At 72.8% G+C, this 21749-nt stretch carries 16 protein-coding genes; 10 read left to right on the top strand and 6 right to left on the bottom strand.

Annotation, left to right across the window (positions count from 1 at the left end; genetic code table 11):
• Positions 1 to 396: 396 nt before the first annotated feature.
• The 8 genes from OHU35_RS15150 to OHU35_RS15185 are packed head-to-tail and all read left to right on the top strand — an operon-like array spanning position 397 to position 9805.
• A complete protein-coding gene (locus tag OHU35_RS15150) occupies positions 397 to 1482 on the top strand; it encodes a DUF3344 domain-containing protein (protein ID WP_189723751.1) in 1086 nt (361 codons plus the stop codon).
• Between the two features lie 50 nt (positions 1483 to 1532).
• Positions 1533 to 2783: a glycosyltransferase gene (locus OHU35_RS15155; RefSeq protein ID WP_189723752.1), complete on the top strand. Its 1251-nt coding sequence runs from the start codon at positions 1533 to 1535 to the stop codon at positions 2781 to 2783.
• Positions 2780 to 4207, top strand: coding sequence for an exopolysaccharide biosynthesis polyprenyl glycosylphosphotransferase (locus OHU35_RS15160; protein WP_359894174.1), 1428 nt, complete (start codon positions 2780 to 2782; stop codon positions 4205 to 4207). The genes OHU35_RS15155 and OHU35_RS15160 overlap by 4 nt, the downstream gene beginning before the upstream one ends.
• 3 nt (positions 4208 to 4210) lie before the next feature.
• Positions 4211 to 5551, top strand: coding sequence for an O-antigen ligase (locus OHU35_RS15165; RefSeq protein ID WP_189723754.1), 1341 nt, complete (start codon positions 4211 to 4213; stop codon positions 5549 to 5551).
• A complete protein-coding gene (murJ, locus tag OHU35_RS15170) occupies positions 5548 to 7251 on the top strand; it encodes a murein biosynthesis integral membrane protein MurJ (protein WP_405505592.1) in 1704 nt (567 codons plus the stop codon). The genes OHU35_RS15165 and murJ overlap by 4 nt, the downstream gene beginning before the upstream one ends.
• Positions 7235 to 7999: a polysaccharide deacetylase family protein gene (locus tag OHU35_RS15175; protein ID WP_359894171.1), complete on the top strand. Its 765-nt coding sequence runs from the start codon at positions 7235 to 7237 to the stop codon at positions 7997 to 7999. The genes murJ and OHU35_RS15175 overlap by 17 nt, the downstream gene beginning before the upstream one ends.
• Before the next feature lies 1 nt (position 8000).
• Positions 8001 to 9152 carry a glycosyltransferase gene (locus OHU35_RS15180; protein ID WP_405505594.1) on the top strand — a complete coding sequence of 384 codons (1152 nt, stop codon included), beginning with the start codon at positions 8001 to 8003 and terminating at the stop codon, positions 9150 to 9152.
• On the top strand, positions 9149 to 9805 hold the full coding sequence (locus tag OHU35_RS15185) for a lipopolysaccharide biosynthesis protein (RefSeq protein ID WP_189723758.1): 657 nt from the start codon (positions 9149 to 9151) through the stop codon (positions 9803 to 9805). The genes OHU35_RS15180 and OHU35_RS15185 overlap by 4 nt, the downstream gene beginning before the upstream one ends.
• A 29-nt stretch (positions 9806 to 9834) precedes the next feature.
• On the opposite strand, the gene OHU35_RS15190 is transcribed toward OHU35_RS15185, so the two are convergent.
• Positions 9835 to 11094 carry a glycoside hydrolase family 26 protein gene (locus OHU35_RS15190; protein WP_189723759.1) on the bottom strand — a complete coding sequence of 420 codons (1260 nt, stop codon included), beginning with the start codon at positions 11092 to 11094 and terminating at the stop codon, positions 9835 to 9837.
• A 168-nt stretch (positions 11095 to 11262) separates the two neighbouring features.
• On the opposite strand from OHU35_RS15190, the gene OHU35_RS15195 reads away from it, so the two are divergent.
• Entirely contained in the window at positions 11263 to 12531 is a 1269-nt protein-coding gene (locus tag OHU35_RS15195; protein ID WP_405505597.1) for an ATP-grasp domain-containing protein, read from the top strand.
• Positions 12531 to 13799 (top strand): NAD(P)-binding domain-containing protein, encoded by a 1269-nt coding sequence (locus OHU35_RS15200; RefSeq protein WP_189723761.1) that lies wholly within the window; start codon positions 12531 to 12533, stop codon positions 13797 to 13799. Before OHU35_RS15195 ends, OHU35_RS15200 begins: the two co-directional genes overlap by 1 nt.
• Positions 13800 to 13994: 195 nt before the next feature.
• On the opposite strand, the gene OHU35_RS15205 is transcribed toward OHU35_RS15200, so the two are convergent.
• From OHU35_RS15205 to OHU35_RS15225, 5 genes are all read right to left on the bottom strand, one after another.
• Positions 13995 to 14723: a chaplin gene (locus OHU35_RS15205; protein ID WP_189723762.1), complete on the bottom strand. Its 729-nt coding sequence runs from the start codon at positions 14721 to 14723 to the stop codon at positions 13995 to 13997.
• A 146-nt stretch (positions 14724 to 14869) separates the two neighbouring features.
• Positions 14870 to 16366, bottom strand: coding sequence for a von Willebrand factor type A domain-containing protein (locus tag OHU35_RS15210; RefSeq protein WP_405505598.1), 1497 nt, complete (start codon positions 16364 to 16366; stop codon positions 14870 to 14872).
• 148 nt (positions 16367 to 16514) lie between these two features.
• Complete coding sequence (locus OHU35_RS15215) at positions 16515 to 17381, bottom strand: ABC transporter permease (RefSeq protein ID WP_189723764.1); 867 nt, start codon at positions 17379 to 17381, stop codon at positions 16515 to 16517.
• Positions 17378 to 20035 (bottom strand): CocE/NonD family hydrolase, encoded by a 2658-nt coding sequence (locus OHU35_RS15220; RefSeq protein ID WP_359894162.1) that lies wholly within the window; start codon positions 20033 to 20035, stop codon positions 17378 to 17380. Before OHU35_RS15220 ends, OHU35_RS15215 begins: the two co-directional genes overlap by 4 nt.
• Positions 20036 to 20199: 164 nt before the next feature.
• A complete protein-coding gene (locus tag OHU35_RS15225) occupies positions 20200 to 21591 on the bottom strand; it encodes an APC family permease (protein ID WP_189723766.1) in 1392 nt (463 codons plus the stop codon).
• Positions 21592 to 21749: the final 158 nt, after the last annotated feature.

A 21749-nucleotide genomic window follows, 5' to 3' on the forward strand; every position in this document is an offset into this window, starting at 1 on the left:
ATTCCTTTCGACGGCGATGGATCTTGAGCCCACCGTGAAAGCGCCAAGGACTTCCCGCAACCGCTCATACGCTTTTCGGGAATCCATAAATCCCTCTTTCGCCGCGTCCAGCCTGATCAGACGCTTTGTCAGGTCGCATCGACTCGACCCCTGACGGAGTAAAGGCCCGGCCACCGCCGTGCGGAGGCGCGGCCCGGCACCGGGGCGGCAGCCAGAACCAGCAAACATTTGCGATTTCACGATTCCGACACACTTGTCAGACTTCACCGAATTTCATCGACTATGTCCGATTGATGACTAGAGTTGCGAACCGCCCGACGCACTCCTCAGCGCGGACACATCGCACTCGTGGCGCTGCTGCCACGGCCACCTGTTCCGAAAGGGCAACGACCGGTCATGCGCCATTCCCTGGGCCCGCTGTTTCGCCGCGCGACCGTGGGCGCCCTCGCCCTTGCCGCCGTGTGGGCAGCCAGCAGTTCCCCGGCCGCCTCGCCGGCCGCGGCGCCCTCGCCGGAGGCCGAGTCCCTCGCCTTCGCCGAGCGGTACCGCGCGCTCCAGCACGGCGGCATCGTACGCGCTGCCAACGCCTCGATCACCTGCCGCGCGGCCCAGGGGCCTTCCTGCCCGGACGCGCAGGCGGGCGGTATGGCGGTGAACGGCGACTTCGACATGTTCTACGTCGACGTCGACCGCGACCCCAACACCTACAACTCCTCCCGCTCCGAGGTGCGCCTGCCCAGCGGCTCCCGGGTGACGTACGCGCGCCTCTACTGGGGCGGCAACCTGCGGGTGGGCGAGCAGAAGCCGCCGGAGGACAACGGGCGCGTGCTGATCGCCGAACCCGGCGGAGAGTACAAGCAGTTGCTCGCCGACACGATCGTCGGCCACCGCGTGCTGGACGGCATGGACGCCTTCCAGGCCTCGGCGGACGTGACGGGACTGGTGCGGGAGGGCGGATCGGGCCTGTACACCGTGGCGCAGATCAATATCGCCATGGGCAGGTCGGCGGCCGGGGCATGGGGCGGCTGGACGCTCGTGGTGGCCTACGAGAACCCGTCGGAGCCGCTGCGGAACCTCGCGGTCTGGGACGGCTTCACCCCGCTCAGGTCCGGTGCCCAGGAGGTCCGCGTGACCAGCCTGGGTTTCGCCGCGGGCGCGTGGGGCCGTGCGGGCCTGGTGACGTACAACGGCGACCGCGGCACCGGCGGCGACTCGCTCACCGTGGCGACCGGCCAGTCCGGGACCGCTCTCAGCAACAACGCCAACCCCCGCGACGACGTCCTCAACTCCACCATCAGCGAGCCCGGGGCGGACGTGTCGCGGGTGCCCGCCCACGCCAACACCCTCGGCTACGACTCCGATGTGTTCGACCTCGGAAACGGTCTGCAACAGAGCGGCGACCAGGCGACCTTCCGGATCCAGTCCCAGCACGACGCGGCGTGGGCCGGCGTGCTCTTCGTCGCCGTCGACGCACGGCGGTGAGTCCGACGCCGTACGCCCCGAACGCCTTCGCGAGCGAGGAATCCGCGCACATGCATCTGTCATCCACCGCCCCCAACCCCAGAGTCCTGCACCTCACCCAACCGGTGGACGGGGGCGTGGCGCGCGTCGTGACGGACCTGGTCGCGGCACAGCTGTCGGACGGCCTGGACGTCACCGTGGCCTGCCCCGACAGCGTGCTCACCGCGAGACTGCGAACGCTCGGCGCGCGCGTACGGCACTGGCACGCGACGCGGTCGCCGGGCACGTCGCTCATCCGGGAAGTACGGCATCTGGCACGGGTGATCGACGAGGTGCGTCCCGATCTGGTGCACGCGCACAGCGCGAAGGCCGGACTCGCCGGACGCCTCGCGGTACGCGGGCGGATCCCGACGGTCTTCCAGCCGCACGCCTGGTCGTTCGAGGCGGTCGGCGGAGGCACCGCGGCCCTGGCGCTCATGTGGGAGCGCTGGGGGGCGCGTTGGGCCTCACGCACCGTGTGTGTGAGCGAGGCGGAGCGGGCGACCGGCATGGGCGCCCGGATCACCGGCCGGTGGACCGTCGTTCCCAACGGCATCGATCCGCAGCGCTTCCACCCGGCCACCGCCGGCCTCGTGCGCTCCGGGCTCGCGCCGCTGGCCGGCCTCCACCCGGCGGCACCGCTCGTGGTGTGCGTGGGGCGGCTGTGCCGGCAGAAGGGGCAGGACGTCCTGCTGCGGGCCTGGGACGACATCGTCCGCAGGGTGCCCGACGCCCGCCTCGTCCTGGTCGGCGACGGGCCGGACCAGGACCGGCTGCGCGAAGGCGCCCCGGAATCCGTGGTGTTCGCAGGAGCCGTCACCGACGCCTCCCCCTGGTACCAGGTCGCCGACCTCGTCGTCCTGCCGTCCCGCTGGGAGGGCATGGCCCTGGCGCCGCTGGAGGCGATGGCCTGCGGGCGGCCCGTGGTGGTCACGGACGTCGACGGTGCCCGCGAGAGCCTGCCGCCCTCCTTCTCCACCCGGTGCCTGGTCCCGCCGGAGAACCCGGCGGCGCTGGCCGGGGCCGTCACCGAGCTGCTGATCGACCCGCTGCTGCGCGAGTCGCTCGGCGACCAGGGCCGCCGGCACGTGCTGTCGACCCACGACGTGCGGCACACCGCCGAGGCCGTCTCGGACGTCTACCGCGATCTGCTCGGCCCTTGGACCGCCGCCACCCCCAGCGCTGAGCACGGTCAGCGGCTCGACACCGGACGTGGCGCCGAGCCGAACCGGACAACGCAGCGCGTCGAGCCCACCGAGTACAGGGAGTCCATCCACTCGTGACCGCCGAACGTACCGTGCCCTCCCCCGGCGTACCGCCACGGGAGCACGGATCCTCACCAGTCTCGGTCATGCCGCCGCGCGGCAACGCCACCGGTTTCCGCCTGTCCGCCCCACGGCGCCCGGCCCGGCCGGCCTCGCCCGTCCCGCTGCTCGCCGCGGACGGCGTCGCCGCCCTGGCGGGCGCGCCGGTGCTCGCCGAGGTCCCGCGCCAGCCACTGCTCGTCACCCTGCTGATCGTCCTCTCACTGCTGCTGCGCCGGCGCGACGGGCGGCCACCGGTGCCGGGGCTGCTGGAGGAACTGCCCGCCGTGTGCGGCCGCGTCGCGGTGGCCTGGCTGGCGCTCGCGGCGCTCCTCGCGGCGTACCGGCCGGAGCACGCGCTGTCCCTCCGTACCGTGCTGACGGGGCTCGCGCTGCAGGCGACGGCGGGCTGTGTGCTGCGCGGAGCCGTGCACGCGCGGCGGCGCGCCGCGCTGCTGCGCCACCCGGACACCGCACTCGTCCTCGGCCCGGTCGCGACCGCGCAGCGCGTGGCCGCCGCCGTCCTGCGTCAACCGCGATGCGGCGTACGGCCGGTGGGGATCGTCGCCGAGCAGCCGGACGGCACCGAGACCCTGCCGGTGCTGACGACCGCCGAGGAGGTCGAGCGGGCGGTCATCCAGAACGGGGTGCGGGCGGTGCTGGCCGTGCACCCCTCGGTACGCGCCGAACAGGAGCCGCTGCTGCGGGCGCTGGCCGAGTCGGGATGCGTGGTCTGGGAAGTCGACGCCGACTCCCCGTCGTACGCGACGCGGGAGCGGCTGGCCGGGTTCTCCTGCCGGCGTCTGGACATGTCCCCCGCCCGGCACGGCAGCGCGGGCAAGCGGGCCCTCGACATCCTGGTGTCGGGGGCACTGTTGCTTCTGGTCGGCCCGCTGCTGCTGGCCTTCGCCGCGGCGCTGCGGCTCAGCGACGGGCCGGGCGTGGTGTTCCGGCAGGAGCGCATCGGAAGGAACGGGGAGCCTTTCACCCTGCTGAAGTTCCGTACGCACCGCCCGGTCGACGAGCACGAGTCGGCGACCCGGTGGAGCGTGGCGAACGAGGACGAGATGCGCTGGTTCTGCCGGATGCTGCGGCGTACCTCGCTCGACGAACTGCTCCAGCTGTGGAACGTGCTCCGGGGCGACATGAGCCTGGTCGGGCCACGGCCCGAACGCCCCTACTTCGTCGCGCAGTTCGGCCAGAGCTACCCCGGCTACTCGGTCCGCCACCGGATGCGGACCGGCATCACCGGCCTCGCCCAGATCCACGGACTGCGCGGCGACACCTCGATCGAGGACCGCTGCCGGTTCGACAACGCCTACATCGACGACTGGTCCCTGTGGCAGGACGTGTGCATCCTGCTGCGCACCGCGGCCACGGTGGTACGTCCGACGGGGAGCTGAGAGGTGAGCCTCGCACTGACACCGCTTCCGCCCCGCGTCGTCGCGCTGGCGCCGGCCCTGCCCGTGGTGGCCGTACCCGCCCTGCTGGCTCTGCCCCGGACACCGGACGGCGCGGGGCCCGCCGATGTGCTCTCCGGGCTCGTGGTGGTCTACTGCGTGATCCGTCTCCTGCGCGAGCGGCGGCGCCCGCTGTCGCCCGCCGCGGCGGTGGTGCTGGGCCTGCCCGTCGTGGGGCTCGCGATCGCCGCCATGGGGGCGTTCTCGCCCCAGGCCGGTCTCACCGGCCTCGGCCGCTATCTGCAGACCTTCGTCCTCGTCCCGGCGGCCGTGCTGCTCCTGCTCCGCGACCGGGCCGGCTTCCGGATGGTGGCCTGGTCCTTCGTGGGGCTCGGGCTGTGTCAGGGGGCCGTCGGCGTCCACCAGTTCGTGACCCGGACCGGCGCCTCCTACCAGGGCGCGAACATCCGGGCGGTGGGCACCTTCGGGCCGCAGGACGTGATGGGCATGGCGACGGCGGTCTCGCTCGGCCTGGTGTGCGCGGTCGGGATCGCGCTGGGCCGGGTGTCCGCACGGCAGCGGGTCGTCGCCGCCGGGTGCGCGCTGGTGCTGCTGCTGCCGCTCGCGCTCTCCTTCAGCCGCGGAGCCTGGATCGCGACCGTCCTGACCTGCACCATGCAGCTCGTGCTGGCGGGATGGCGGCGCGCGCTCAAGGTGGTCGCGGCCGCGGTCGCGTCGGGCGTGATCCTGGTGGGCGGGTTCGGCGTGGGCTCGGCGCTGCTGCAGCAGCGGATCGACAGCATCGCCCAGGTCGCCGACACCCCCGACCAGTCCGTCGTCGACCGGTACACCCTGTGGGCGTCCGCCACGGACATCTGGCGCGGGCACCCGCTGACCGGTGTCGGGCTGAAGGGCTTTCCCGAGTACCGGGACGGGCACGCCACGCTGGCGCTGTCGTCGGGCAGCGAGACCGACGGCGCGGGAGTGGCGTACCAGCGGCAGCCGCTGCTGTCGCCGCACAACATGTACCTGCTGGTGCTGAGCGAGCAGGGCCTGATCGGGCTGCTGGCGCTCGTCGGGAGCTGGCTGGCGCTGCTGGTGTGCGGGGTGCGGCGGCTGCTGCGCGTCCGCGCCCGCGGCCCGGGACTCGACTGCGGGCTCGTCGCCTGCGGACTGCTGGTCTGGCTGCTGACCGACTTCGTGTACGGAGACATCGGCGGTCCCTCGACCGTGCTGATCGCCGTGGGCATGGGGCTCGTGGCGTGGTGGGCGCTGGCCGGCGAAGCGCGTGCGGACCTGCCCCGGGCCGGGGTGCGCGAGCGCGCCGAGGAGGCCATGGCGCGATGACGGTGGTGCCTTCGCAAACCCCCGGTTCCGAGACGGACGGCGCGACGACCGTGCCCCCGGCGCGTGCCGCCGTCAAGGCCGGGGACGGTGCCGACCCGGCCGCCTCGGCGTCGGCGCAGGCCTCCGGAAGCTTCCTGGCCAGGGCCGCGCTGGTGACGGCTTCGCTGTCCATCGCCGGCTCGCTGCTCGGCCTGGTGCGCGACCAGTCGCTGGCGCGGCTGTTCGGCGCCGGGAGCGACACGGACGCCTTTCTGGTCGCCTGGACCGTGCCGGAGTTCGCCGCCACGCTGCTCATCGAGGACGGGCTGGCGATCGCGCTGATCCCGGCGTTCAGCATGGCGCTGGCCCGCCGCGCCCGGGGCGCCCCGGGCGACCCGGTCCGCGCCCTGGTCGGCGCCACCCTGCCCCGGCTGTGCCTCGCCCTGACCGCGGTGGCCGCGCTGGTCGCCGGCACCGCTCCCTATCTGGTCCAGGCTCTGGCACCCGGCCTGCCCGACCCGCGGCTCGCCGCCGACTGCACCCGGATCACGGCGACCTGCGTGCTGGCCTTCGGGCTCGCCGGGTACTGCAGCGCCGCCCTGCGGGCACACCGCTGCTTCCTCGCGCCCGCGGCGATCTACGTCGCCTACAACACCGGCATCATCGCCGCGATGTTCCTCCTCGGCGAGGGCTGGGGCGTGCGCTCCGCCGCGGTCGGGGTGGCGGCGGGCGGCTGTCTGATGGTGGCGGTGCAGGCCCCGTCGCTGTGGCGGCGACTGGCCTCGCGTACGCAGCCGCTCGCCAAGGCCGGGGCCGCTGTCGAGGAGCGGCCGATGCAGGTCGCCCTGGTCGCCGCCGTCCTCCTCTTCGCGCTGTGCCGCCAGTCGCAGGTCCTCGCCGAACGCTTCCTCGCCTCCGGTCTGCCCGCCGGCGCCATCTCGCACCTGAACTACGCGCAGAAGGTCGCCCAGATCCCGATGACGCTGTCGCTGATGGTGTGCACGGTCACCTTCCCGGTGGTGGCGCGTGCGCTCGCGGACGGCGACATCGCCCGGGCCCGCAGCCGTGTGGAGCGGGATCTGGCGCTCGCCGCCTGTCTGGTGCTGCTGGGCATGTGCGCGGTGATCGCCTGCGCCCCGCAGATGATCGAACTGCTCTTCCAGCGGGGCGCGTTCACCGCGAGCGACACCGCGGCGACGGCGGACGTCATGCGCGTCTACGCCCTCGGGCTGCTGAGCCAGACCCTGGTGGGCGCTCTCGTGCGTACCTATTTCTCGGCCGGCCGGGCCAGCTGGTATCCCCTCGGCGCGATGGCGGCGGGCATCGCCGTGACCTCCTGGATCGGCGCCGCGACCGTGCACTCCTGGGGCGTGGCGGGGATCGCCGCCGCCAATGCCCTCGGCATCACCGTCACGGCCGCCCTGCTCCTCACCGGGCTGCGCACGGGTCGGCTGAACAGCCCGCACAGCGTCTCGGTCCGTGTCCCGCAGGTCCTGGCCGAGCTGAGCAGGCTGGTGGGCGCGGCCGTCGTCGCCACGCTCGCGGGGGCGTTCGCCGCGAGCAGGCCGGACTCCCCGGCGGCGGGCCTCGCGGCCGGCTTCCTGACCGTGACCTTCGTCTTCGTCCCGCTCACCTGGGCCCTCGGTGCCCAGGGCTCCGCGTCCGCTCTGCGCTCCCTACGCGCCGTCACACGAAGGCTCACACATGGCCGCTTCCGTTGATTCCCTCGACACCGGCAGACCCCCGGCCCCGCACAAGGGCCCCGTCCCCTGGGTGGCGATGTACCACTCGGTGGGCGACTGCTCGGACGACCCGTACCGCATCACGGTCACGCCCGAGCGGCTCGACCGGCAACTGGCGTGGCTGCGCCGCCGGGGGCTGCGGGGCGTGTCCGTGGCCGAGCTGCTCGCCGCCCGCGCCCGGGGCGAGGCACGGGGCCTGGTCGGGCTCACCTTCGACGACGGGTACGCCGACTTCGTCACCGAGGCCCTGCCGCTGCTGCGCCGCTACGACTGCCGCGCGACCCTCTTCGTGCTGCCCGGGCGGCTCGGCGGCGACAACGCCTGGGACCCGCTCGGCCCGCGCAAGCCGCTGCTCACCGCGGACGGCATCCGGCACGCGGCCGCCGAGGGCGTGGAGATCGGCTCGCACGGACTGACGCACGTCGACCTCACCCGGGCGGACAACCTCACCCTCAGGGCAGAGGTCGGCGAGAGCCGGGCGCTGCTCACGGAGCTGACGGGCGCCTGGGTCGACGGCTTCTGCTATCCGTACGGCACGGTCGACGCCCGCGCCGTCGAGGCCGTACGGGAAGCGGGATACACCTACGCCTGCGCCATCGACCCGGGTCCGCTGACCGGTCCGCACGCCCTGCCGCGTGTGCACGTGGGCCAGAACGACACGGCCATGCGCCTGCACCTCAAGCACCGTCTGCACCGGCTGCGCCGGCGCCCGGTGGAAGGCCTGTGAGATGAGAGCCCTGCACATCATCACCGGCCTCGGTGTCGGCGGCGCCGAGCAGCAGTTGCGGCTCATGCTGCGTCATCTGCCCGTCGACTGCGACGTCGTGACGCTCACCAACCCCGGCGCGGTCGCCGAGGGCCTCACCGCCGACGGGGTCCGCGTCACGCATCTCGGCATGGGCGGCAACCGCGACCTGGGCGCGCTGCCGCGGCTGGTCCGGCTGATCCGCGCCGGCGGCTACGACCTGGTGCACACCCACCTGTACCGGGCCTGTGTCTACGGGCGGTTCGCCGCACGCCTCGCCGGGGTCCGGGCGGTCGTCGCCACCGAGCACTCCCTGGGCGACTCGCAGATGGAGGGCCGCAGGCTGACGGCCGGGGTGCGCGGGCTGTACCTCGCCAGCGAGCGGCTCGGTTCGGCGACGGTCGCCGTCTCCCCGACGGTGGCCGGACGCCTGGAGCGCTGGGGCGTGCCCGCGCCGCGCATCGAGGTCGTCCCGAACGGCATCGACCTGGAGCGGTTCCGCTTCGACGCGGAGCGGCGCGAGGACACCCGCCGGCACCTCGGTCTGCCGGAGGGCGCGTGGGTCGTCGGCGGCGTCGGCCGGCTCAACCGGGGAAAGCGGTTCGACGTCCTGATCCGCGCGCTCACGCTGCTCCCGAAGGACCACTGGCTGCTGCTGGTGGGCGGCGGCCCCGAGGAGCCCGTCCTGCGCCGCACGGCCCAGGAGGCCGGTGTGGCAGGCCGTGTCGTGTTCACCGGCGAGCGTCCCTACGTGCCCGACGGTTCGCCCGGGCCCGACCTGCCCTCGCTCACCTCGGCGATGGACCTGCTCGCCTCCCCGTCCACCGAGGAGGCCTTCGGCCTGGCGGCCGTGGAGGCACTGGCGGCCGGCCTGCCCGTGCTCTACGCCTCCTGCCCGGCCATCGAGGACGTGGGGCCGCCCGCCGCCGCCGGTGCCCGGCGGGTGAGCGGCGGCCCCGAGGCATACGCCCGCGCGATCGCCGAGGTCCGGGCGGCCGGTGCCCGGCCGCGCACGGCCTCGGAGGTCGCGCACCACTACAGCATCACCCACTGCGCGGCCCGTCTCACGGACGTGTACGCGGCAGCGGTCTCCAGTTCGACGTCCCCTTCTTCTCCGGGAGCCAACTCCTCATGACCGACACTCCGATCCGTCAGCCCCGCCTGTCCCTGGCTCGTCTCAGGGAGCTTCCCCTGTGGTCCGTGGTCGCGGCAGGCACCCTCCTCGGGGGCCTGCTCGGCGGTTCGTACGGCCTGCTCACACCTTCGACGTACACGGCCACCAGCTACGTCATCGCCGTGCCCGCGGGGAAAGCCTCGCCGGACGCCGCCCTCGGGTTCGCCCAGGCGTACGGCCGGGTCGCCACGCAGCTCGCGGTGCTCGGGGACGCGCAGGTGTACGCGGGCGTGCCGGTGCGCACCCTGCAGCGCAGTGTGCGCACGGCGACGTCGCCGGACGCGCCGATGGTCGCCGTCTCGGCCACCTCCTCGCGCCCGGGCCTCGCCGTCGACATGGCCAACGCGGTCACCCGCTCGCTGACCCGGCACGCGGACGACACCCGGGGCAACACGCACGTGCGGCTCGTGCAGTTCTCGCGGGCGGTGGAGCCGAGCGAGCCGACCTCCGCGTCAACGGCGGTGACCGGTCTGGTCGGTGCGAGCGCGGGTGGTCTGCTGGGCGGCCTGGCCCTGCTGGCGCGGCCGCGGCGGAAGGGCCAGGAGGACGATCCCGCCCCGGCCCCGTCGGTGCCGAGCCCGGCCGCCGCCGCCGATGTCCGCGGACAACGGTGACGACGGCGGGCCTGAGCGGATCACTCGGACTACCACCAGTCGAAGCGCAGGCAGAGCTTCCCGCCGAGCCACTCCTCCACCCAGCTGCCGAGGTCCAGCGGCGTGCAGTCCGCCGGGGGCGGCGGTGTGCCGGGCGGGGTCGGCTTCGGCGTGGGCTCGAGGGGCGGGGTCGCCTGGTCGGTACGGCCGAACAGGACGGACCGGTAGAGCTGGGACGACTTCGGGTTGGCCCCGCACTGCCACACACCGTGCGGGCAGTAGTCGGTCAGCGTGTTGTAGAGCGGCTTGTGCTCCTCCATCCAGGCGAGCATGTCCCGCATGTAATCGGCATTGTCACCGTTGCGGAAGAGCCCCCATTCCGGATAGGAAATGGGCTTGCCGTGAGCCTTGGCGAAATCCACGTGGTCCTGCAACCCGTAGGGCTCTTTCACCTGCTGTTCGAACGACATCCCGGCCGGCTGGTCGTAGGAATCCATGCCAATGATGTCGACGGTGTCATCCCCCGGATAGCATTTCGTCCAGGGAACGGCGTCGCGGCCACGGCTCGGCGTGAAATCGAACCGAAAATTCTGGCCCGGCACGGAACGCATGGTGGTGACGATCCTGTTCCAGTACTTCTTCCAGGCCTCCGGGTCCGGCCCACAGCGATGGGTGTACGTGGTGCCGTTCATTTCCCAGCCGAGCACGAGGACCGTGTCCGGCACCTTCAACTCCACCAGCCGCTCGGCGAGGACACGGAAGTGGTGATCGAACTCCCCGGCCGCGCCCCGTTGCAGCAGCCGCCGGACCTCGCTGTCGGAGACGCCCTCCTCGTTGCGCTCCTGCATGGGGACGTTGAGGACGAGCATCCGGTCGGCCTTCTTGTTGCGCCAGTGCGCCCACACGTCCAGGAACCCGGGAGCACCCTCGATGTCGCGCCAGCGGTGGCCCGGCAGATAGGTGTGGCCTGCGCGCAGCTCCGTACCGCCCAGCCAGTGGCTGAACAGCGGCATCCGGGCCACGCCACGGGCGTCGGACTTGAGGAAGACACCGACGGCCGGGGCCTCCTCGCCCGGCGCCGGGGTGGTGGTGGCCGGGGCCGGTGCCGACTGCTCGGGGACGGCCGGCGGAGTGAGGGCCGAGGGCGTGGCCACGGGCGGCGGCGGGGTCGGCGCCGGAGCCCGGGGTTCGGCGGCTCGCGCCACCCCCACCCCGGCCACGGGGCCGGACGCCAGGGCGGCCGACGCGGCGACCGCCGCCGCCCCCAGGGCCAGCCGGCGGACCCCGGCCCGCTTGTGCTGTGGGGCCATGCCTGCTCCTTTTTTCGCTCTCGTCCGGACTACTGCCTTGGCTTTTGTTATTGACGGGCAGTCATATGAAGTCAGTCACAGAAAGGACAATGACGCCACTGCCGTTGCGGCTTTCGAGTGCCGGGCTCGCCCGTGCGGGTGAGCCGAACGAAGAGAAAGAGAGAATTCGTGTCGCTGCTCGACACCCGCGTCCCCGCTGTAGTACTGCGGATCGACCGGAACCCTTTTCATCACGGAACGCTGGGGGCCGCGCGTTCACTCGGCAGGGCGGGCGTGGACGTACACGTAGTCGCGGATTCCGCGGGAAGTCCCGTCGGCGCGTCACGATACGTACGCCATATGCATTCCCCGCCGCTCCCGGGAGCCTCCCCGGACGACATCCTCGCCGTGCTGCGGCGCGTGGCCGACGACATCGGGCGGCCCGCCGTCCTGGTCCCGATGGACGACGCCGGCGCGATCGCCGTGAGCCGGATGCGGGACGAACTCGCGCCCTCCTATCTGCTGCCCGCGATGCCGGGCACCCTGGCCGAGCGCGTCGCCGACAAGGCGGAACTGGCCGCCCTGTGCGCGGCCACCGACGTCCCGTACCCGGAGACGCTGGTCCCGGACAGCCCGGCGGAGGTCTCCGACGCCATGCGGCGGCTCGGGCTGCCGGTGGTGGCGAAGTGGAGCCGGCCCTGGCTGCTGCCCGCCGGCAGCGGGCTGCGCAGCACGGTGCTGGTGCGGTCCGTGCAGCAGGCCCGGGAGCTGTTCGTGCGCACCGGCGAGGCGGGCAGCCGGCTGCTGCTCCAGGCGTATCTGGCACCGGGGCCGGACCGGGACTGGTTCTTCCACGGCTACGCCGACCACGCGGGGACCGTGCGCGGGGGCGGTCCCGGCCGCAAGCAACTGGCCTGGCCGCGCGGGGCGGGGCTGACCGCGGTGGGCTGCTGGACGCCCAACTCCCAGGTGCAGGCGCTGGCCGAGCGGCTCGTCGACGCGCTGGGCTACCGGGGCATCTTCGACCTCGACTTCCGCCGCTGCGGCACGACGGGCCGCTACCACCTGCTCGACTTCAACCCGCGCACCGGCGCCCAGTTCCGGCTCTTCGCGGACAGCGCGGGTCTCGACGTCGTCCGGGCCCTGCACCTGGACATGACGGGCTGTCCGCTGCCGGACGGGTCCCCGCTGCCCGGGCGGACCTTCGTGGTGGAGAACTACGCGCCGCTGGCCGCCCTGAGCGCGGCGCCGGGCGGACGCGAACGCGAACTGGCCTGGTACGCCGGGGACGACCGCTCCCCCGGACGGGTCATGTGGGCCCTGTGGTGCCGGCATGTGTCCCGCCGGCTGCGTGAACGGCTGGGCACGACGACGCCGGCGGTGCCGGAGCCGGCGCCGCGGCTGATCCCCCGGGCAGCCTCGCCCTCCCTGACCGACAACGAGAAAGCGAGCAGTTGATGGTGTACGACCTTCTGGTGGTGGGCGCAGGCCCGTACGGCCTGTCGATCGCGTCCCACGCCGCGGCCGCCGGGCTGAACCTGCGCGTGTTCGGCCGGCCCATGGCGTCCTGGCGGGACAACATGCCCCGCGGCATGTTCCTGAAGTCGGAGCCGTGGGCGTCCAACCTCTCCGACCCGGCCGGGCGGTGGCGTCTGGACGTCTACTGCGCCGAGCAGGGGCTGACGGCACGGCACGCGAAGCCGATCCCGGTCGAGGCGTTCGCGCAGTACGGCCTGTGGTTCGCGCGCAACGCCGTTCCGGGGGTGGACGAGCGCACGGTGACCCGTGTGTCGGCCGGGCCCGGCGGCTTCACGGCGATCGCCGAGGACGGGGAGGAGGTGCACGCGCGGGCGGTGGCCCTGGCGGTCGGTGTGATGCCGTTCGTCGAGGTACCGCAGGCCCTGCGCGGACTGCACCCCGCGCTGGTGACGCACAGCAGCCACCACAGCGACCTCGAGCGCTTCCGCGGCAAGGACGTCACGGTGATCGGCGGCGGCCAGGCGGCCCTGGAGACGGCGGCGCTGCTCGCCGAACAGGGCACGCGCGTGCGGGTGCTGGCCCGGGCGGAACAACTGGTGTGGAACGACGTGCCGCCGGCCTGGGAGCGCCCCTGGTGGCAGTCGGCGCGCTCCCCGCACAGCGGGCTCGGCCCGGGCTGGCGGAACTGGTTCTACGCGGAGCGTCCGGGCCTGTTCCGGCGGCTGCCGGAGCCGACCCGGGCCCGCATCGCGACCACGGCGCTGGGGCCGGCGGGCGCCTGGTGGGTGCGGGACCGGGTGGAGGGCGTGGTGGAGCTGCTGCCGGGCCATGAGGTGGCCGCGGCGTCCGCGGTGCCGGGCGGGGTCCGGCTGGACACGGTGAGCCGTACGGGCGCCCCGCGCAGCCTGGAGACCGAACACGTCATCGCCGCCACGGGGTTCCGGGCGCGCTGCGACCGGCTCGGACTGCTCGCCCCCGAGCTGCGCGGAACGCTGGCGGCACTGCCCGACGGCTCCCCGTTGGTCGGGCACAGCTTCGAGTCCTCCCACCCGGGCCTCTTCCTCGCGGGCCTGGTGACGGCCTCGGGCTTCGGCCCGGCCATGCGCTTCGTCCAGGGCGCGGCCTTCACGGCGTCGACGCTCGTCGGAGGCGTACGCCGCCGGCTCGGTGCGATGCCGGCGGGCGGCACCGTCCCCGCACCGGTGGACGGCAACCGGAGCGAGTCGGTCTCGCCGGTACGCCACTGACGGGGAACCGCAGCCGGCCCAAGGGCCGCTGACGGCTACGGAGCCGTCAGCGGCCCGTTTTCCTGTGCGGGGACCCGCGGGCCGGGGCATGGGGGGTGCCGGGACGGCCGACACCCCCCGGATCGCGATCGACGGGGGGTGCGGGTGGGGCGGGGTGCGGGTGCCGGACGGATCACGCCCGGCACCCGGGAGCGGCTACCGGGACGAGGTGGTGCGCCCGCGGCGGTACATCATCACTCCGCCGACGATCAGCGCGGCGCTGGCGGCCGACGCGGCGGCCATGGCCTCACTGCCGGTCTCGGCCAGCTGGGGGACCGTGCCCTCCTCCACTTCCTCTTCCTCGGAGGTGGACGACGTCTCGGTGTCCGGAGTCGTGGAGTCCGGGGTCTCGTGGTCCGGCCTGGAGGGGACCTCCTTGACCGGAGGCGTCTTCTCCTCGTCCGTCGACGGAGTGTCGTGGTGGTGGTCGTGGCCGTAGCCACCGCCGGACGACTCGTTCTCGCAGTCGTTGCCGTACGCCGTGTTGAACAACGCGCCGCCGTTGACGGAGTTGCCGCACACGTTCGTGGGCACGTCGACCGGCAGCTGCACGTTGTTCCCGGAGCCCACACCGGGAGAACCCTTCACGACCGCGGACGCGTCCGCGCCCCCGCCCGCGTCGTGGTGCTTCGGCTTGTGCGAGGTGTTCTCGCAGGAGTTGCCGATCGCCTTGTTGAACGCCGCGAGTCCGTTGACGGTGTTGCCGCACAGGTTCACCGGCACGTGGACCGGCGCCTGCACGCTGTTCCCGGAGAGCACACCAGGGGAGTCCTTCGCCACTCCTGACGCATCGGCGTCAGCCAGGGCGGGGCTGCCGTACAGGGACAGAATCCCCGTGGCGGCGGCGGCCGCCGCGAACGCTCCCTTGCTCAGGGTCTGTCGCAATGTAGTCGTCCTCCTGCTTGAAGAATGGGGCAGCGGTGAAAATCGCAGCGCCGCATGCTCTACTGCCTCATCAACCCGGCGCGGGAGGATTGGTTCCGCAGGTTCACCCGGTTGGCCCGCCGTGCGGGTCAAGGCCGAGAGGCTTCTCAGCCCCGCCTGCGGGCCGCCTGTCCGATGGCCTCGGCGAGTTCGTCCACCGCCCCGTCCCCGGTGCGGTCGGCCAACGCCCGGGCGCGGTCGGCGAGTTCCCCGAAGCCGCCCGGTGCTCCCGGGACGCGGTCGCCTCCCGAGCGCAGGGCGTCGGCGAAGTATGCCGCCACCGCGGTGACCTGGAAGCGGCTCGGGGCTTCACGGAGAGAGTCGTGGAGGGCGTCGGTCTCGAGGTCGCCGGACTCCTCGTGGGGGTCGCGGGTGTCCGGGTCGAGCCAGCGGACGGTGGCGGTGGCGAGATGGCCTTCGGCGCCCGGCTCGGTGCGGACGGCGTACAGGGCGGTGACGGTGTGGCCGGGGCCGACCTCGCCGCCGTCGACCCGGTCGTCGCGGAAGTCCTCGTCGGCGACGCGGCGGTTGTCGTAGCCGATCAGGCGGAACTCCTCGACCGTCTCGGGGTCGAAGGCGACCTGGGCCTTGGCGTCGCGGGCGGTGAGGTCGATGTGGCGCGGGAGTTGCTCGCAGAAGGCCTTGCGGGCCTCGCCGGGGTCGGACACGTAGACGGTGTGGCCGTCGCCCTTGTCGGCGAGGTTCTCCATGAGGGCGTCGCCGTAGTCGCTGCCCACGCCGACGCCGAAGAGGGTGATGCCGTGCTCGCGGCGTTCGCCGGAGATCCGCTCCAGGATGGCGTCCGCGTCGGTGTCGCCGGTGTTGGCGAGGGCGTCGGAGACGAGGACGACCCGGTTGGTGGCGCCCTCGCGGAGGCCCTCGACGGCCTGTTCGTAGCCGGTCTCGACGCCCGCGCCGAGGTTGGTGGAGTTCCGGATCTCCAGCTCGGCGATGGCGTCGTGGATCTCGTCGCGGTTGCCGTCGAGGCGGGTCATGGGCAGGACGGTCTCGGCCTCGTCGCTGAAGGCGACGAGCGCGACCGAGTCGTCGTCGCGCAGCCGGTCCGTCATCACGGCGAGGGACTCCTGGGCGAGGTCCAGGCGGCCCGGTTCGGCCATGGAGCCGGAGACGTCGATGACGAAGGTGAGCGCGGCGGGCGGGCGTTCGCCGGTGCGTTCCGCGGTGCGGGTGGCGAGGCCGACGCGGACCAGGGACCAGTCCTCGTCGTCGGTGCGGGCGCCGTCGACGGTCACCGAGAAGCCGTCGCCGTCCGGGCGTTCGTAGTCCTGGCGGAAGCTGTTGACGAACTCCTCGGGGCGGACCGTCGAGGGGTCGGGGAACCGGCCGTCGGCGAGGGCGCGGCGCGCGTAGTCGTAGGAGGCGGTGTCGACGTCCAGGGCGAAGGTGGAGAGGTGGCGGGGGTTCTCCCGGCGGTCGTCCTCCTGTTCGCTGAGTTCGTCGCCCCGACTGGGCGCGCTGTAGCCGTCGCGGTCGGCCGCCTTGCGGTCCCCGCTGCTGTCGGCGCCTCCGCTGCACGCGGTGAGTAGCAGTCCGCTCGCCGCCGTGAGCGCGAGCAGCAGGTTTCGTGTCCGGTACCGCTCCATCGTCCGTGCCCCCTGGGTCCGTTGGTGTCGGCTTCTTGCGACTGTGACGGCGCAGGGGGTGAGAACGTGCGGTACGGGGCGTTGCGGAAGCGTCTCGAAGCGGCCACGGAGGCCGCCCGTCGAGACCGGTGGGTGATCCTCCGTTGACCTAGGAGACGACGTCCTTGCGGGCGAAACCGCGGAAGGCCAGGGCGAACAGCACGAGCGCGTACGTTACGGAAATCGATGTGCCCTGGATCATGTCCGACCACTCCAGCTGCGGCCGGACGGCGTCGAGCCAGGCGTACTGCCAGTGCGCGGGCAGGAAGTGGCGCCAGTCGCCGAGGGCCGTCACCTCGTCGAGGACGCTGCCGATGATGGTCAGGAACACCGCGCCGCCGACCGCGCCGAGCGGTGCGTCGGTACGGGTCGACAGATAGAACGCGAGGGCCGCGGTGACCAGTTGGGACACCATGATGTAGGCGACGACGATCAGGATGCGCTGGGCCGACGTGCCCGTGGACAGACTGCCGCCGGTGGGGAGTTCGAGCGGGCCCCAGCCGTAGGCGGCCGTGCCGACGGCGAGGGCGACGACCGGAAGCAGGACCATCGCCGCGAGGCTCAGGCTGAGTCCGACGGCGAGCTTGGACCACAGCAGCCGGGCCCGGGGCACGGGCGCCGCGAGCAGATAGCGCAGGGAGGACCAGCTGGCCTCCGAGGCGACCGTGTCGCCGCAGAACAGGGCGACGGGGATGACGAGCAGGAAGCCGGCGGCGGAGAAGAGGTTGACCGCGGCGAAGTTCGCTCCGGACGCGGTCGCCGTGTCCATGAGGTTCACCCGGTTGTTGTTGCCGCCCGGGTTGCCGCCGACCTGGAAGGCGATCAGCAGGATGATCGGCAGGGCGAACAGGACGCCGCCCATGACCATCGTGCGGCGCCGCTTCAGCTGCCGGACCAGCTCGACCCGCAGGGGCAGGGTGCGGCCCGCGCGGTAGCCGTCGGCGACCTCGACGGGCGGCTCGGCGAGCTTGCTCATGCTTCGGCTCCGATCAGGGTCAGGAAGGCGTCCTCCAGGCGGCGGTGCGGGCCGACCGACCGCACCGGCACGTCAAGACGTACGAGTTCGGCGACCAGGCGCTGCGGGGAACCGTCGGTGTCGAGCTGGACCAGGAGGCCCTCGTCGGTGCGCACGGCCGAGGCGACGCCCGGCAGGGCGGTGACCTTCTCCACGACAGGCTCGTCCACGGGCGTGGCCGTGCCCACCAGGAGGGTGTCGCCCGAGCCGACGATGTCCTCGACCGGGCCCGCCTGGACGAGCTGTCCGTGGTCCATCACGACCAGGTGGGTGCAGGTCTGCTCGACCTCCGCGAGGAGGTGGCTGGAGACGATGACCGTGCGGCCGGCGGCGGCGTAGCGGATCATCACCTCGCGCATCTCGCGGATCTGGGGCGGGTCCAGGCCGTTGGTCGGTTCGTCGAGGATGAGCAGGTCCGGCAGGCCGAGCATGGCCTGGGCGATGGCGAGGCGCTGGCGCATGCCCTGGGAGTAGGTGCGCACCGCGCGGGCGAGCGCGTCGCCCAGGCCCGCGATCTCCAGGGCCTCCTCCATGTGCGCGTCCTCGGCGGGGCGGCCGGTGGCGCGCCAGTACAGCTCCAGGTTCTCGCGGCCGGACAGGTGCGGCAGGAAGCCCGCGCCCTCGACGAAGGCGCCGACCCGGGAGAGGACCGGGGCGCCCGCGCTGATGGCGTGGCCGAAGACGCGGATCTCGCCGCCGTCCGGCTTGATCAGGCCCATCAGCATGCGCAGGGTGGTCGTCTTGCCCGCTCCGTTGGGGCCGAGGAGGCCCAGCACCTGGCCCTTCTCCACACGGAAGGACAGGTCCTTGACGGCGTACCGGTCGGACGACTTGGCGTACCGCTTGGTCAGGTCCGTGATCTGGAGCGGGACTTCGGCCATCTCGGGGTCGGGCGGGGCGGGGGCCGCGGTGCGGCGGCGGCCCGTGATGATCAGGCCCAGGGCGATCACGGCGCCGGCGATCGGCATCCACCACACCCAGGCGGGCAGCCCGCCCTCGGTGTCGCGCTGGCCGAGGGCCGAGGGAACCTTCAGATCGCCCTTGAGGGAGACGGTGTACGTCGCCGGGGAGACCGGGGAGGCGTAGCCGAGGTCCGTCGAGGCGAGGACCAGGCGCAGCCGGTGGCCGTCGTCGATCTCGTGGTCGATCGCCGGGAGGGTGATCGTGACGTCCTTGCCGGCCTTGGCGCCCTCGACCCTGAGGGGCGTGACGAGCTGGGAGGGCAGGACCTGCTGGGAGCCGCCGCCCGGGCCGACGTCGTAGACCTTGGCGAAGAGCACGGCGTCGTCGCTGGTGGACTTCACGTGGACGGTGGCCGTGGGCGAGCCGGTGATCTGGACGTCTTCGCTGAAGGGCTTCGACTCGAACGCGGCGAACTGGCCGGGGAAGTCCAGCGAGATGCCGATGCCGAGCGTGGAGAGCTGGCTGAGGCCGCCGGCGCCGCCGAGGCCGGGCAGGGCGGAGACGCCGGGCGGGCTGGCGCCGGGCGGGTTGTCGAAGCTCTGCTCGCGGCCGGCCAGGGCGATGGAGCGCTGCTCGGCCTCCAGGCCGGGGTAGCGGTCCGAGGTCACGCCGGTCAGGCGGGGTTCGCCGTCGCCGGAGCCCGTGCCGAGGGTGCGGGTGACGCGGAAGGCGGGGCCGGTGTCGGCGGCCTTGTCGTCCTTCAGGTAGCGGTCGAACCAGGTCGTGACACGGTCCTGGACGCGGCCGGTCTCCATGTCGCCGCCGTCGTGCCCGCCCGCGATCCAGTCGACGTCGACGGGGGCGCCGTTGGCGCGGATCGCCTTCGCGGCCTGGTCGGCCTGGCCGAGCGGGAAGAGGGAGTCGGACTGGCCCTGCATCAGCAGGGTCGGCACGTCGATGTCCTTCCCCACGGCGGACGGTGAGCGCTCCTCCAGCAGCTTGCGCGCCTCGGCGTCCGGCCGGCCCGACTCGGCGACCCGCTCGTACATCCGGCACAGCGCGGGCTCGAACTTCTCGCAGCCGCCGCCGGAGTTGACGAAGATGCCGGCCCACAGCTTCTTGAACACGCCGTTCGGGAACAGCGCGTCGGCGAGGTTCCAGTACGTGATCGCCGGGGCGATGGCGTCCACCCGGTCGTCGTGCCCCGCCGTCAGCAGCGCGATGGCGCCGCCGTAGGAGCCGCCCGCCATGCCCACGCGCGGATCTCCGGGCTTGTCGAGCTCGACCTGGGGCTGCTTCGCCAGCCAGTCGAGGAGCTTCGAGACGTCGGCGACCTCGCCCTTCGGGTCGTTCAGGCCGATCTTCCCGTTCGACTTGCCGAAGCCGCGCGCCGACCAGGTCAGCACCGCGTAACCGTCTCTGGCGAGGCCCTCGGCCTGCTGACGTACGTCGTTCTTGCTGCCGCCGAAGCCGTGGCCGAGCAGCACGGCGGGGCGGCGGCCGTCGCCGCCGGAGGTGAAGTACGACGTGTCGACGCGCACGCCGTCGCCGGTGGCCAGGGTCCGGTCTTCGCGGTGGACCGGGGGCGTCTCGTCGTTCGCGACGGCCGTCCACGTTCCCGCGCCCGCGAGCACGACGACGGCGGCCCCGGCGGCGAGGAGCCTCCGGGGTCGCCGAAGCAGCCCGTTCAGTCCGGGCAGTCGAAGATCCATGCGTCAACGGTACGGGGTTAACCTGTCGAACAGTTGTCGACTTGAGGCTGAAGTGGGTGTACTGCGAGTGCGGTACGGCGGGCAGCTCGGGTGGTCCTGTGGTCTGCCGGGTGCGGGTTTGTGTGGTTGTTCGCGCAGTTCCCCGCGCCCCTACAGGAAGGCCCTTACGCCTCCGGCAGTGACACCAGCCACCGCGTCTCCCTGCGCGGGCGGAGGTACAACGCCCAGTACAGGGTGGCTGCCGCTGTGATGCCGCCTGTCCAGAGGAGGTACGTCGGATCCTGCTGGATCAGGACGTAGACCAGGACCACGATCAGCAGGAGTGGGGCCGCGGGCCACAGGGGCATGCGCCAGGCCCGGGTGTGGCGGTGGGGGGCGCGGCGGGTGAGCAGGGCCGCGATCGCGACCAGGAGGTACATGCCCGTCACCGAGACGCCCGTGACGCCGTACAGGGTGTCCAGGTTCACGAAGCACAGGGCCGCGCCGGGAACGCCCACGGCGAGGGTGGAGACCCAGGGGGAGCCGAAGCGGCCCAGGCGGGAGAAGAGGGTGTTCACCGGGGCGGGCCAGGCCTTGTCGCGGGCCGAGGCGAACAGGACGCGGGAGTTCTGGATGACCATGACGATCCCGGCGTTGATGATCGCGAGGGCCACGCAGAGGCTGACGAACGTGCCGACGGCCGAGTTGGACCAGGCCGTGACCATGGTGCCGATGTCTCCGCCGGTCAGTGCGGCGAGGTCCGGGGCGCCCAGGGTGATGGCGGCGACCGGGACCAGGATGATCACGGCCGAGATGCCGAGGGTGGCGAGGACGGTGCGCGCGACGTTGCGGCGTGGGTTCTCCAGTTCCTCGGAGAGGTAGACGGCGGTCGAGAAGCCCTGGGTGACGAACAGGGCGATCGCGAGGCCGGAGACCACGAGCAGGGCCGTGACGGTGTCCGGGGCGCCGCTCGGGCCGGCCACCTGCATCGAGACCAGACTGTCCGGGCCGCGCTCGGCGTGAGTGAAGCCCAGTACCGCGACCACGGCCGCCGCGATGACCTCCAGGACCAGGAAGACACCGGTGATCCAGGCGTTGGCGCGCAGGTCCAGCAAACCGGCGAGGGTGGCGAGCAGCATGACCGAGGCGCCCGTCCAGGACGGGTCGAGGTGGGCGACCGGGGCGAGGTAGTCGGCCGTGCCCATCGCGATGACCGGCGGGACGATCATCACGACCAGGAGCGAGAGGACGAAGACCAGCCAGCCCGCCAGACGGCCGGCCAGTGTCGAGACCATGGCGTACTCGCCGCCGGCGCTGGGGATGAGGGTGCCCAGCTCCGCGTAGCAGAACGCCACCGCGACGCAGAGCAGCGAGCCGATGGCGATGGTGAGGGCGGTGGCGGTGCCGAGCGAGCCGAACAGGTCGGGGACCACCACGAACAGCGTGGAGGCGGGGGTCACACAGGAGAGGGTGAGGAGGGTGCCGCCGACGACTCCGATGGAGCGCTTGAGCGTCCTGGGATGACGGTCCGGCGGGTGCGCGACGGCTGTCTCGACAGGACGGAGCGTGTCGGTCATGCGGCGGTTCCCATCGGCTCGGCGGTGGATGTGCGCAGCATCGAACCCCGACGAAAAGCAGCCCGTCAATGCCCCTTTGCCTGCGAAATCCGCAGCAGAAACGCGATCTGACTGTCCTTTTGAGCACCTGAGGGTCAGTGGGAACAGGTCCGGGGGCG

Origin of the sequence: Streptomyces purpurascens, from assembly GCF_045040895.1 — a bacterium.
GTDB lineage: Bacteria > Actinomycetota > Actinomycetes > Streptomycetales > Streptomycetaceae > Streptomyces > Streptomyces purpurascens.

What these genes read in the sequence shown, in the direction of transcription:
- OHU35_RS15150 (WP_189723751.1), top strand. Translation starts at nt 397, where the DNA reads ATGCGCCATTCCCTGGGCCCGCTGTTTCGCCGCGCGACCGTGGGCGCC.
- OHU35_RS15210 (WP_405505598.1), bottom strand. Translation starts at nt 16,366, where the DNA reads ATGGAGCGGTACCGGACACGAAACCTGCTGCTCGCGCTCACGGCGGCG.
- murJ (WP_405505592.1), top strand. Translation starts at nt 5,548, where the DNA reads ATGACGGTGGTGCCTTCGCAAACCCCCGGTTCCGAGACGGACGGCGCG.
- OHU35_RS15200 (WP_189723761.1), top strand. Translation starts at nt 12,531, where the DNA reads ATGGTGTACGACCTTCTGGTGGTGGGCGCAGGCCCGTACGGCCTGTCG.
- OHU35_RS15155 (WP_189723752.1), top strand. Translation starts at nt 1,533, where the DNA reads ATGCATCTGTCATCCACCGCCCCCAACCCCAGAGTCCTGCACCTCACC.
- OHU35_RS15185 (WP_189723758.1), top strand. Translation starts at nt 9,149, where the DNA reads ATGACCGACACTCCGATCCGTCAGCCCCGCCTGTCCCTGGCTCGTCTC.
- OHU35_RS15220 (WP_359894162.1), bottom strand. Translation starts at nt 20,035, where the DNA reads ATGGATCTTCGACTGCCCGGACTGAACGGGCTGCTTCGGCGACCCCGG.
- OHU35_RS15180 (WP_405505594.1), top strand. Translation starts at nt 8,001, where the DNA reads ATGAGAGCCCTGCACATCATCACCGGCCTCGGTGTCGGCGGCGCCGAG.
- OHU35_RS15225 (WP_189723766.1), bottom strand. Translation starts at nt 21,591, where the DNA reads ATGACCGACACGCTCCGTCCTGTCGAGACAGCCGTCGCGCACCCGCCG.
- OHU35_RS15190 (WP_189723759.1), bottom strand. Translation starts at nt 11,094, where the DNA reads ATGGCCCCACAGCACAAGCGGGCCGGGGTCCGCCGGCTGGCCCTGGGG.
- OHU35_RS15175 (WP_359894171.1), top strand. Translation starts at nt 7,235, where the DNA reads ATGGCCGCTTCCGTTGATTCCCTCGACACCGGCAGACCCCCGGCCCCG.
- OHU35_RS15215 (WP_189723764.1), bottom strand. Translation starts at nt 17,381, where the DNA reads ATGAGCAAGCTCGCCGAGCCGCCCGTCGAGGTCGCCGACGGCTACCGC.